Raw genomic sequence first — 12,555 nt, forward strand, 5'->3', positions numbered from 1 at the left:
TTATTGCGGCTGATCCGAAAATATCTATACATGCCTGCACGCCATGTACTGAGCGAGATTCAGCCCTGATTTTCCTTGTTCCACAGGCCGATAATTGACTGAATTGACCAAATAGCAGCAAAGCCTGCCCTTGAATATTGTCCACCCTGCTCCATATCAATCAGGCTAATCGATAAAAAATAATGAATTGAAACAGAATCTTTAGTTCAGGCTGTGGTCAAAAACGGCAACAAAAATACAGCGCAGATGGAATCGATTCGGCAAAAATTGATGACCCTTGCGTCACGGCTTGATACAACTTGTTATGTTCTTTTTGGATATAGTTATCGTAAGATTAGCGAAGTCTAAAAGTGCGCGGGATATGCGCATTTGCTTCACAACATCAACTTAGAAGTCCTCCAAAATAAAGGAGATCAGGGCATGATCCACGCTGGCAATGCCATTACCGTCCAAATGCTAGAGGACGGGATTGCAGAATTCCGCTTTGACTTACAAGGTGAGTCTGTTAACAAATTCAACCGTGCAACGATTGAAGATTTCAAGGCTGCTATTGAAGCCGTCTCCCATGCCGATATTCAAGGTCTGATTGTCACTTCAGGCAAATCTACATTTATTGTCGGTGCCGATATCACAGAATTCGGCGATAACTTTGCTCAGGGTGAACAAGCGATTGTTGACTGGGCGATGCCGGTACATGAAATTTTCAACAGCTTCGAAGATCTCGACATTCCTAAAGTGGCGGCCATTAATGGTATGGCACTGGGTGGTGGTTTTGAAATGTGTCTGGTGTGTGACTACCGTGTCATGTCAGAACAGGCGCAAGTCGGTCTGCCTGAAATCAAGCTGGGCATTTTCCCGGGCTTCGGTGGTACAGTGCGTTTAAGCCGTCTGATCGGTATCGACAATGCTGTAGAATGGATGGCCATGGCCAACCCGAAAAAGCCTGCTGCTGCACTAAAAGACGGTGCTGTAGATGCGGTGGTTGCTGCTGACAAACTTAAAGATGCTGCACTTGATCTGGTCAAACAGGCGATTCATGGCCGTTTAGACTGGAGAACCAAGCGTCAGGAAAAACTGGATCCGGTTAAACTCAGCCCGATTGAACAGATGATGGCGTTTAACTCATCGAAAGGCATGGTTTTGGCCAAGGCCAATCCGGCTCAATATCCGGCGCCAAAATTACTGCTTGATTCATTACAGGCCGGTGCGAGCCTGCATCGTGATGACGCGTTAAAAGTTGAAGCTGAAGGCTTTGCCAAAGCTGCAGTTACGCCACAAGCAGGTGCATTGATCGGTTTGTTCCTGAACGACCAGATCGTGAAAAAAACCTCGAAGCGCTATGAAAAAGGTGCGCATCCGGTGAACCAGGCGGCGGTACTTGGCGCAGGGATCATGGGTGGTGGTATTGCTTACCAGGCGGCGAGCAAAGGCACACCAATCATCATGAAAGATATTGGTAATCCACAGCTTGCATTGGGTATGTCTGAAGCGAACAAACTGTTGACCAAACAGGTTGAACGCAAAAAAATGACACCAGCAAAAATGGGTGAAACGCTTGCACGTATCCGTCCGACTTTAAGCCTGGAAGAGTTTAAAGAAGTGGATATCGTGATTGAAGCGGTAACTGAAAACCCTAAAATCAAAGCTGCTGTACTTGCTGATACTGAAAAATCAGTACGTGAGAACACCATCATTGCTTCAAATACGTCTACGATTTCGATCACGCGTCTGGCTGAAAGCCTGCAACGTCCTGAGAACTTCGTGGGGATGCACTTCTTTAACCCGGTACATATGATGCCTTTGGTTGAAGTGATCCGTGGCGCGAAGACCTCTGACGAAGCCATTGCAACGACTGTGGTACTTGCTCAGAAAATGGGTAAAACACCAATCGTGGTGAATGACTGCCCGGGCTTCCTGGTCAACCGCGTATTGTTCCCTTACTTCGGTGCATTTGACCTATTGCTTAAAGATGGCGCTGATTTCCAGCAAATCGATAAAGTGATGGAAAAATTCGGCTGGCCGATGGGCCCTGCTTACCTGATGGACGTGGTCGGTATTGATACTGGCGTGCATGGTGCAGAAGTGATGGCTGAAGGCTTCCCGGATCGTATGAAACCGGACTTCAAAGGTTCGATTCAAACCATGTATGAAAACAAACGTCTGGGTCAAAAGAACGACGTGGGTTTCTACAAGTATGAACTTGACCGTAAAGGCAAAAAAGCCAAAGTGGTTGATCCAACTGCATATGAGCTTGTGGCCTCTGTTGCAACTGTGGAAAAACGTGAATTTGACGCTCAGGAAATCATTGACCGTATGATGCTGGCTTTCTGTAACGAAACGGTTCGTTGCCTGGAAGACAACATTGTCGCGACTGCTTCTGAAGCAGATATGGCAATGATCATGGGTGTCGGTTTCCCTCCATTCCGTGGTGGTCCATGCCGTTACATCGATCAAACCGGTGTAGCTGAGTATGTTGCGCTTTGCAATAAGTATGCGCACCTTGGTAAAGCTTATGAAGCGCCAGAAATGTTGCGTGAAATGGCTGCTAACAACAAAAAATTCTACGGTTAAGGAGCAACGTGAATGGCTACTTTAAATCCACGTGACGTTGTCATCGTCGATGGCGTACGTTCAGCAATGGGTAAAACCAAAAACGGTATGTTCCGCAATGTACGTGCGGACAGCCTGTCTGCTGAACTTGTCCGTGCCCTGATGGTACGTAACGAATTCGACCCGAATGAAGTTGAAGACGTGATCTGGGGCTGTGTGAATCAGACCCTGGAACAAGGGATGAACATTGCCCGTAATATCGCATTACTGGCGGACTTGCCGAAAACTGTGGCTGGTCAAACCGTGAACCGTTTGTGTGGTTCGTCTATGCAGGCGATTCATACTGCGGCTGCGCAAATTGCCACCAATCAGGGTGATATCTTCATCATTGGTGGTGTCGAGCACATGGGTCACGTTGGCATGATGCACGGTATCGACCTGAACCCGGAAGCGTCTAAGCATTATGCCAAAGCATCAAATATGATGGGCTTGACTGCGGAAATGCTGGGTCGTATGAATGGCATTAGCCGTGAGGAACAGGATGCCTTTGGTGTGGAATCACATCGTCGTGCCTGGGCTGCGACTGAAAATGGTCTGTTCCAGAACGAGATTGTGGGCATTGAAGGTCACAACGCTGATGGTTATAAAGTTCTATGTGATATCGATGAAGTGATCCGTCCGGATGCCAACATCGAATCATTCCGTGCTTTACGTCCAGTGTTCGATCCGAAAGGCGGTACAGTGACTGCGGCAACCTCTTCAGCCTTGTCTGATGGTGCTTCTGCAATGTTGCTCATGTCTTATGAGCGTGCACAAGCCTTAGGTCTTAAGCCACGTGCCGTGATCCGCTCTATGGCAGTTGCAGGTTGTGATGCTGCAATCATGGGTTATGGCCCGGTTCCGGCAACGCAAAAAGCCTTGAAACGTGCTGGCCTTGCCATTTCTGATATTCAGACTTTTGAATTGAACGAAGCCTTTGCTGCACAAGGTCTGTCTGTTCTTAAAGGCTTAGGCATTTATGACAAACAGGACATCGTAAACCATAACGGTGGTGCGATTGCGTTGGGTCACCCACTCGGTTGTTCTGGTGCGCGTATTACCACGTCTTTGCTTAACGTGATGGAACAGCAAGATACGCAAATTGGTCTTGCGACCATGTGTATTGGTTTGGGTCAAGGTATTGCGACAATTATCGAACGTGTTTAATTCTTAAATACTCAGATAAAAATAAACCCCGCTTAGTGCGGGGTTTTTTTATACAAAAAAAAGAAATTGATGCCCTTTCTTTTTTTGATGATGAATCAGGCTCACCGTTTATTTTTTTGAATGATACAAAATCTGCCGAACGGGTAAGATTCGATTGTGCGCATGAATTAGGCCACACCGTTATGCACACACATAATAAATATGTCTGCAATGAAGTAGACAATCGCATTTTAGAAACTGAAGCAGATAAGTTTGCTTCAGAATTTTTAATGCCTACTGAAGGTTTTTTAAGTACAGTTCCTTCTTATTTAACGATTGAAAATATGATCGACTATAAGAAAGTATGGCGAACATGTTTAAAGGCTATAAATTATAAATCGCATAAATTGCAACGTATAACAGATTGGTTTTATCGAAGTAACTCTATGAAAATTAATACCTTAGGTTATCACATTAATGAGCCTAACGAAACTCACCGTGATGAAAGCGTAATGCTTCCTAAATTAATTTTAACATTAGCTTCAGATCCAAAATTTAGTAAGCAGAAAATGCTCGATGAAATTCGTATATCTTAAAAAGACTTTAATGAACTAACATTTGATTCTTTAATTAAATATGAAGAATCTAAACCTCGACCAAAGCTTTATGTCATTAGTTAAAGCTCTTCGGAGCTTTTTTATTTAAACTAGAATGTTATCCCTTTGTAAAATTGGTTTATTTTTCCACCATTAAAATCTTAATTATGAATCGCTTAAATTTTATCTGTGTATGATCAAGCCTCTTTTTTCCTACTTCCTTAAGGGGTTTATATGAACATGCTTAAAACAATGCTTGCGACTGCAATCGTAGCAACTTCTGCATCTGCAATGGCAACTGAAGCTCAAGTAGCACCTGCTGCTACAACCACTACAGTTCAAACTGTTGCTACAGAAGCGGTTGCGCCTGTGCAAGCAAAAGTTGAAGCTGCTCAAGCCACTGCTACAGATGCAAAACAAGCAACTGAAGCGAAAGTTGAAACAGTAAAAGCTGAAACAACTGCTCAAGTAGAAACTGCACAAGCAACCGCAGAACAACAAGTTGAAGCTGCAAAAACAGAAGTAGCAGAAGCAAAAGAAGCAACTGTTGAAACTGCTGCTGAAGTAAAAGACGCGACTGCTGAGAAAGCCGAAGCTGCTCAAGCAGACGTAAAAGCTGAGAAAAAAGGCTGGTTCTCTTGGTTTAAAAAAGTGGCTTAAGCTTTTTAAAAGCATAAAAAAGATGTCATTACGACATCTTTTTTTGTTTTGAACACTCTCATTTTAATTCAAGAGTTTAACAGCAGCTTAAAGCACTTATTCGACCTTTTGCGCTAACATGGTCGCAAAATGCTGTTTAATCCGCTGACCCTGCTCATCGACACGATACAGCTCACCGACATTTTCATTATATTTCACAATCTTCCAGCCCTCATAATATCCTCGCAACTCCCCCGGCTTAAAGCTAAATGGAAAATCGGGCTGTACCGGAATCTCTGGTGTATCCATCGCACAGACAATCAGATTATAGCCACCCGGCACGGTGGCCTGCTGCATCTGCGCAATCAAGGGTGCAATGGTTTTGGCCTCGAGGAACATCATCACCACGGTGCAGTAAATGAAGTCATACTGGCCTGTAATGCTGGTATCTGTGTTGAGATCGCGGCGCTGGATCTGCACGTGATCAATGTGCTCCGTCTGCACAATCTGTCTTAAGGTCTGCAAACTGTTTTCATTGACATCCCAGGCATCGACATTAAAACCGTTCTGACTTAAATACAGCGCATTACGTCCTGTACCGCAACCGACGTCCAGCGCACGGCCACCCTTTAAATAGGGCATGGCAGCCAGTACTTCAGAATGGGTAGGATTCAACTGATATTTTTTGATGAAGTAATCTTCAGGCCGGCAATAAAAACGCAGCTGGCATTCGACATCCTCGCTGGCAGAAACAATCTTGTGCCAAGCCTCAGGTTCAATAAATGGCGGTTGCTGTTCTGGTGTAAATACATGTTCAGATTGCACCGCACCGGATGCTTCCAGCATGGCAAAACGCAACTCACCTTTAAGTAGTGTCAGTTTGGCCCAAGTCCCTGCTTTGGTATTGTGCTGATTCTTGAAGCCCTGAGGAATACTCTTTTCTGTCCAGACCGGAAGTTGCTTATAACAAATCAGTTCTTGCATCAATATCGCCCTCCATCTCATGCATGCGCCGCCTGTCATGCTTATAGCGACGGTTTTATTCATTTCAGCATAGCTGGTTCAGGCCGGAATTGGAATCAGCGCTTATTTACGCTGTGCCAATACAGCAGCAAGATGCAGACCAAATCTGGAAAATAAAAAAGCTGCCTCGATCGACAGCTTGAGTTTAGCCAGAGAATGAATAGGGTGACTGGATTAATGCAGTAGTTCTGATTGTAGCCAGCGCATATAATTTTCCTGATCCATAAAATCCGGCGCGCCTCCCAGATCCAGACTGAAATACTGCTGATTAAACTGGATGACAATCTGTTCGGTATAGTGCCAGTCCTCGATCAGCTTGAAATATTGATTCAAGAAAAATCGGCTCCTGCCCTCATTATTCAGACTTTGTAGTTTTGGACATATTTTATTTGCGACAAACTCACCGTACACCTGCTGAATATCAGCAAAAACCTGAATTGTTTGCATGACTCACCTGCTTAAATGTTATGTCGTGATCTGTGCGACACATTCAATTTAAGCACTGAGTTTGAACAGCAGATGACAGTCATGTGGCAATCCTGTGATCGCCTACAGGGTTATAACTTATTTTCAACCGCTTTCTGGTTTGCTGTCGCAATCTGTTGCATCTGTTTATTCAGGTTTAATATTTTTTTATACAGCGCATTAAACTCTTTCACGGCTTTATCTTCATAAAACATAAAAGTTTTATTTTTCTTTTGCCATTTATGCTTTTTCAATACGGCAAATAAGGCATCTGCCTTGGCCAGACTTTGTTTCTCAATCACAAAGATCGCATGGGCATTACTTTGCTGTTGATCAGCTTGCAGGTTCGCGGTCAGCTGCTGGCGATAACGGTTTTTAATATCCAGTTGCTGTGCCTTATTGATCAGCTCGGCATCACGCTGCTGAATTTGCTGCTGATAGCTGTTCACAATTTGATGCACTTGCTTGAGCATGGCTTCAGTTTCTTTATAGTCTTGTGCCTGATCTTTGGCCAGACGGTCGATATCCAGAAAATTCTGCCAGTTGGCCGCTTTTAAATCACGCAGGTACTGATTCCGCTCCTCGGCACTGTCGCGCAATTGACCCAGCATGAATTCAGCCATGATGGCATAGTCGCCATCCAGACGGTCATCTTCAAGCTCAAGCTCAATCGGCTTAGACCAGTCCTGTGCTTGCTGCGCAATGCTCTCGGTTTTTTCTTCAAGCACAGTTTCATATTCGAGCAAATCAGCCTGATGTTTTTTCTGGGCAGAGTTTTGATAAAACAGCCCGATAAAAATTGCCAGTGTCACAGCGGCTAAAATCATAAAAACACGCGGCATGCACATGCTCTCCTGCTGCAGGTTATGTATAGATTTCCTTTTTATCAATATGCTTATTTTTTAAACAAAAATCAATTCTTCTATACAAAACCTCTGCAAAGGCACGGACTGTTCCAAAAGGAAATTTGATCACCATTGCTGTTTTAAGCTCGCGCTGTATCGTTTGACTTTATCTAGCAACCATTCGCAGCACACCATTCATTCAGCAGCGTCCGGTCAATATTATTCAGGTTGAATTGTTCTCGGGCAGCCTGAACCGAAGTTGCATTACGGTTAATACCAAATGGCACCAGCATCAGATAAATACCATCACGTGGGTCAGCAGAGCGTAAACCATCCGCAATCGCCTGCACATACTGTTGCAGCCCCGGTGGCAGGCTATCCAGTCGTGCCGGATTGCTGCTAGGTAGAATGTCGAGATCACCCGCGAAATCAGCATTAACCGTGTAGTCCTGCAATTCGCGTTCAATCTTCAGCATCCGCATCTTTAACGCTTTTTTCTGGCTGGATTGTTGTTGCAGGGGAAGCATGAACTCTGTTTCTTCACGCAATTCACGGTCTGCCATCACGGTCAGTGTCGGTAAAGTGACAGATTCTGGTGCGGCATGTGCATTGACCAGATGCAGCACAGAAAACAGGCTTATTAATACAAGGAAAGTTGTGCTAAGGGGACGCATAAGGAAAACCTCCGCATCTTCATTTCAGGGGGAGATACCTTATTGTTCCTTAAACTTGTGTAAATATGATCAGTATTACTGTGAGGATTGATACACGGTCATGTCAGCCTGATCACTGGCGCATATTTCGAGCTGGTTTTAAGCGGGCGATTAGAAATTAATGCTCCTTTTACCGTAAATTTTAGCAATAAAAAATCCCCGACTGGCGGGGATGGATAGGTAGCATTGGACAGTATTTCAGGGCTGTTTCGGTAATTGTATGACAGCAGGTACATTAAGGTGATTTTCAAGCAGGTCGATATTCACCTTGTCCAGATTGATCTGGATTTTCATATTGCGATCTGGCTGCAGGCTGTTACTCCGATCAATGCCAAAATTCTCCAGAATGGTATACAGCCCTTGGGTTGGATCACTGGATTGCAGTCCCTGGGCAATGGTGAGCACGTACTGCTGTAGTGCCGGTGACAATGAATCTAAATCAGGTGCTTTTATGGGCTGGATCTCGAGGTTTGCCACCACATCAGGATTGACCATAAAATTCTCTGCATCCCGGGTACCACGAATCACCTGATGCTGTAAGGCACGCAGATTCTTTTCTTCCTGTACAAAAGGTACATAGCCGGTTTCATTACTCATTTCAGGTTCAGCCATCACGGTCAGGGTTGGTAGCGTCACCACCGCTTGCTCGTCCTCGGCTTGCGCTCCGATGCTGTAAACACCGAGCATGAGTCCGAATATAGACATTTTCATGATATTCATTGGTTTGCCTTTCCCCTATTATTGATGGCCCAAATACTGCAACTGACGATGATCCAGTCTATTTTCAATATTCTTATCTACTAGATTACATTGATTAATTGGATAACTCATGCTTGCTCAGATGAATGGCAACTCATGTGAATCATCCCGGAAATAGCAGAGCACAGACTCATCGTCTGAAAGCCGAATAGTGAGGCAAAACCACTGTTTTCAGCTGAAAGACAAAATGACAGGCGAAAAAAAACCTCAAACAATGTTTGAGGTTTTTTGAATATGGTGGCGAGACCCAGGATCGAACTGGGGACACACGGATTTTCAATCCGTTGCTCTACCTACTGAGCTATCACGCCGATGCGGTGTATTAAGCCGTATCTGGCTGCATTAGTCAATCAAAATTATAAAAAAAATAATTGAATGACTGAATTTTGGTCTAAAAAAAATCCCTGATGGGATCAGGGATTGAAAACTTTAAAATGTTTTAAAATATGGTGGCGAGACCCAGGATCGAACTGGGGACACACGGATTTTCAATCCGTTGCTCTACCTACTGAGCTATCACGCCGATGTCGCGTATTAAACAGTTTCAGCTTTAAATCGTCAAGAGCGCAGAGAATAATTTTCATCAAATGTTTACTTTTCCATCAACTCGCATCAATTTGAGTCATAAATTAAACAGTTTTTACCAAAGACTTCACCAATAAAACAAATCTGCGGTCTTATTTACAAAAAAGCAGCCCGAAGGCTGCGACTGCTTGATCTATTTTTAGATTTTTTCCAGATTGGCCAGACAACGATGGATGGCACCACACCCCGGCACAAAATTCTTGACCCCTTTTTCTTCTTCCATGCGGCAGACTTCACTGACCAGCCTTTCTGCAACGCCACGCCCGCGGTTGGCCGGATGCACCACGATATTTTCCAGAATCCGGCTTTCTCCCTGTCCGGTGCACCAGATTGCCCCGATAATCTTGGTATTAAATTCTGCACTATAAACTGAGGTATACTGTGTAAGGTTTTGCTCTAGTTGTTCCATGGCATCTGCCCCATCGCTAAATTCAGGGCTAGTGTCATACAGTCGCTCAAGCTGGCTGCGCACTTCATCATTTTCTAAAGAAGTATAAGCATGTACGGTAATAGGCATTGATAAACCCTCCTGAGCAATCTAATATGCAGTGACGTCGTCACGGCGAAAATATTTTCTACATCAATCATTTTGACGTATTTGAGGAACGTGTCTATGACAGATCGTATCAGTGAAGTGGTAAGAAATACCAACGAAACCAAAATTCGAGTTCGTTTGAATCTCGACGGTACTGGTCAAGGCACCTTAAACACGGGTATTCCATTTTTAGACCATATGATTGATCAAATCAAGCGTCATGGTTTGTTTGATATTGATATTCATTGTGAAGGTGATCTGGAAATTGATGACCATCATACCGTAGAAGACTGTGGTATTACCTTGGGTCAGGCTTTTGCACAAGCGCTGGGTGATAAAAAAGGCCTGAAACGCTACGGTCACTTTTATGCACCACTCGATGAATCTTTAAGCCGTGTTGTGGTGGATCTGTCTGGTCGTCCAGGCCTGTTTATGGATATTCCATTTACCCGTGCCATGATCGGCCGTTTTGATGTGGATTTATTCTCTGAATTCTTCCAGGGCTTTGTCAATCATTCATTGATGACCGTGCATATCGACAACCTGAAAGGCAAAAACAGCCATCACCAGATCGAAAGCGTATTTAAAGCTTTTGCGCGTGCGCTGCGTATGGCCTGTGAAGTGGATCCGCGTGCTGCGAACACGGTCGCTTCAACCAAAGGAACGCTGTAATGACCCGTATTGCCCTTCTTGATTATGGCATGGGAAATTTGCACTCTGCAGCAAAAGCACTCGAACATGTCGGTGCCACGGTTGATGTGACCAATGATCCCAAACTGATTGCGCAAGCAGACAAAATTGTCTTTCCGGGTGTAGGCGCCATGCGTGACTGTATGCAAGGTATGCATGAAGCAGGTATCGATGAAGTGGTACGCAATGCAGTGTTTAACAAACCGGTACTGGCAATCTGTGTCGGTATGCAGGCCTTGATGCAGCATTCTGAAGAGAATGGTGGCACAAATGCGCTGGGTATTTTCAAAGGTGCGGTCAAGCATTTCCCGGAAATGGCCGGTCTAAAAGTGCCACATATGGGCTGGAATCAGGTACATCAGGCCAATCCAGACCATCCGATGTGGAACAATATTGAACAGGATGCGCGGTTCTACTTTGTACATAGCTACTATGTCGAGCCACAAGATTCAGAGCTGGTGGCTGCCAGCTGTACCTATGGCATCGAGTTCTGTACCGCGATTCATCAAGAAAACCTGTTCGCGACTCAGTTCCATCCGGAAAAGAGCCATACCGCAGGTTTGCAATTACTGAAAAACTTTGTGGACTGGAAAATCTGATTTTCCTTTCACTTAAAAAGCTCGCAGATTGCGGGCTTTTTTATTCGTTCAGATTAATCTACCACCAGAATCATGACTATTTTTTAGTCACTAGAATTATTATTCTGCTTAGTCAAGCCCTTATATTTAAACAATAATTAAAGCATATGGGAATAAAATAATGTATCAATACTCTCACACTCGTGAATCAGCCTTAAGCCCAAATGGATGTTTTGACCGCCTGTCTTATCTGGCTGGAACATGCTGATGACCTTGTGGCTCCTGATCCTCATTCCGCTGGTCAATCTAGGCTTTATTTTTGCTTAAACGTCGAAAAGTAATTAAGCTGAGTGCCCAGATCCAGTGAACTATTGATAATTATGGAAGCGCTCCAGCCGACAATACTGCCGAGCAAAGAACAGATTCAGGCCTTTCCTGTATTTCAAAATCTTCCCATGCAGCAGATTCAACTTATTCATAGTCTGGAACAATGTCTGGCTGTTGAACAGGAGCTGAAAAGCTGTGCACTATTTGGCTTTGATTCTGAATCCAAACCGACCTTTAAAGTCGGTGAAATCTCTACCGGGCCACATCTGATTCAGCTGGCCACTCTAGACAAAGCCTATTTATTTCAAATGAACCCGGCCATCTGGGCTTTTCTTGCACCAATTTTTGCCAATCGTGATCAGATCAAGGTTGGTTTTGGCCTGAAAAATGATGCGCATCTGTTTCGTAAACGAGGCATAGAACTGAATAGCGTGATTGAGCTGTCGAAATGCTTTGGTCATTTTGGTCTAAAAAATCCGGTCGGACTGAAAAATGCCATCGCCCTGTTATTTGGATTAAATTTTCCTAAATCGAAACGGATTAGCACTTCCAATTGGGCCAGCAAAAACTTAAGTGCAGCCCAGATTGACTATGCAGCTGCAGATGCCTATGCGCCAGTGTTGGTATTTGAAGAATTGCTGCGCCGAAATCTACTCCCCAAAGAGATTCCGAATACATCACTGAAATTACGTCTACGCCCTTCGTCAAGGCTTTAATGTCTTCAGCACACTGCAACAATGTAACTTTGTGTAAATCAGATTCTGCCCCAAAAGTTGGCAATATTAAGACTGCTTAAATGCCCATCCCAAGTGTATTTAGCAACTTTTAGCGTCTCTTTAACTTGGAACTTAACTTCAGATAGAATCATGCCCAATCTTGAGGCATAAAATCTCAAAAAGCACCATAAAATTCAAATTAATTTACTGATTTTATTTACATTCGCAGATTCAAATCTCAAGTGCGACACATTTGTAGTTAGTTGAAAAAGTTAGGTGTATTCGTAGAATCATTGGACTTTTTCAACTCGCAATTGGAAAGCACACAATGAAGAAATACACCCAACTT

Annotated in this window: 12 protein-coding genes, 2 tRNA genes and 1 pseudogene; 7 read left to right on the forward strand and 8 right to left on the reverse strand. The window is 44.1% G+C overall.

Annotated features, from left to right (window positions below):
• Positions 1-420: 420 nt before the first annotated feature.
• The 4 genes and pseudogenes from fadB (at position 421) to FTT75_RS12900 (ending at position 4,991) form a co-directional block, all read left to right on the forward strand.
• A complete protein-coding gene (fadB, locus tag FTT75_RS12885; RefSeq protein WP_005173108.1) occupies positions 421-2,571 on the forward strand; it encodes a fatty acid oxidation complex subunit alpha FadB in 2,151 nt (716 codons plus the stop codon).
• A 12-nt stretch (positions 2,572-2,583) separates the two neighbouring features.
• Positions 2,584-3,756 carry an acetyl-CoA C-acyltransferase FadA gene (gene fadA / locus FTT75_RS12890; RefSeq protein ID WP_005095215.1) on the forward strand — a complete coding sequence of 391 codons (1,173 nt, stop codon included), beginning with the start codon at positions 2,584-2,586 and terminating at the stop codon, positions 3,754-3,756.
• 59 nt (positions 3,757-3,815) lie between these two features.
• Positions 3,816-4,415, forward strand: a pseudogene (locus tag FTT75_RS12895) (ImmA/IrrE family metallo-endopeptidase); the annotation flags it as partial.
• 150 nt (positions 4,416-4,565) lie between these two features.
• Entirely contained in the window at positions 4,566-4,991 is a 426-nt protein-coding gene (locus FTT75_RS12900) for a hypothetical protein (protein ID WP_180186603.1), read from the forward strand.
• Positions 4,992-5,087: 96 nt separating this feature from the next.
• On the opposite strand, the gene tehB is transcribed toward FTT75_RS12900, so the two are convergent.
• The 8 genes from tehB to FTT75_RS12940 form a co-directional block, all read right to left on the reverse strand.
• Positions 5,088-5,954 carry an SAM-dependent methyltransferase TehB gene (gene tehB, locus FTT75_RS12905; protein WP_180186605.1) on the reverse strand — a complete coding sequence of 289 codons (867 nt, stop codon included), beginning with the start codon at positions 5,952-5,954 and terminating at the stop codon, positions 5,088-5,090.
• 213 nt (positions 5,955-6,167) lie between these two features.
• A complete protein-coding gene (locus tag FTT75_RS12910; RefSeq protein WP_100356945.1) occupies positions 6,168-6,440 on the reverse strand; it encodes a hypothetical protein in 273 nt (90 codons plus the stop codon).
• A gap of 110 nt (positions 6,441-6,550) precedes the next feature.
• Positions 6,551-7,300, reverse strand: a complete 750-nt coding sequence (locus FTT75_RS12915) for a hypothetical protein (RefSeq protein WP_180186607.1) — start codon at positions 7,298-7,300, stop codon at positions 6,551-6,553.
• Positions 7,301-7,473: 173 nt separating this feature from the next.
• Complete coding sequence (locus FTT75_RS12920; RefSeq protein ID WP_074383911.1) at positions 7,474-7,977, reverse strand: hypothetical protein; 504 nt, start codon at positions 7,975-7,977, stop codon at positions 7,474-7,476.
• A gap of 237 nt (positions 7,978-8,214) precedes the next feature.
• Positions 8,215-8,727: a hypothetical protein gene (locus tag FTT75_RS12925; protein ID WP_225553284.1), complete on the reverse strand. Its 513-nt coding sequence runs from the start codon at positions 8,725-8,727 to the stop codon at positions 8,215-8,217.
• 283 nt (positions 8,728-9,010) lie between these two features.
• Positions 9,011-9,086: transfer RNA gene (locus FTT75_RS12930), tRNA-Phe, on the reverse strand.
• A 136-nt stretch (positions 9,087-9,222) separates the two neighbouring features.
• Positions 9,223-9,298 (reverse strand) — tRNA-Phe (locus FTT75_RS12935).
• A 201-nt stretch (positions 9,299-9,499) separates the two neighbouring features.
• Positions 9,500-9,877, reverse strand: a complete 378-nt coding sequence (locus FTT75_RS12940; protein WP_005095200.1) for a GNAT family N-acetyltransferase — start codon at positions 9,875-9,877, stop codon at positions 9,500-9,502.
• 96 nt (positions 9,878-9,973) lie between these two features.
• Here FTT75_RS12940 and hisB point away from each other — a divergent pair, with 96 nt between their 5' ends.
• From hisB to FTT75_RS12955, 3 genes are all read left to right on the forward strand, one after another.
• Positions 9,974-10,567, forward strand: coding sequence for an imidazoleglycerol-phosphate dehydratase HisB (gene hisB, locus FTT75_RS12945; protein WP_005095198.1), 594 nt, complete (start codon positions 9,974-9,976; stop codon positions 10,565-10,567).
• On the forward strand, positions 10,567-11,184 hold the full coding sequence (hisH, locus tag FTT75_RS12950) for an imidazole glycerol phosphate synthase subunit HisH (RefSeq protein ID WP_074383909.1): 618 nt from the start codon (positions 10,567-10,569) through the stop codon (positions 11,182-11,184). Before hisB ends, hisH begins: the two co-directional genes overlap by 1 nt.
• Before the next feature lie 359 nt (positions 11,185-11,543).
• A complete protein-coding gene (locus FTT75_RS12955; protein WP_074383908.1) occupies positions 11,544-12,206 on the forward strand; it encodes a 3'-5' exonuclease in 663 nt (220 codons plus the stop codon).
• Positions 12,207-12,555 lie beyond the last annotated feature (349 nt).

This window comes from Acinetobacter sp. YH01008, assembly GCF_013420435.1.
In the GTDB taxonomy this organism is placed as follows: domain Bacteria; phylum Pseudomonadota; class Gammaproteobacteria; order Pseudomonadales; family Moraxellaceae; genus Acinetobacter; species Acinetobacter pseudolwoffii.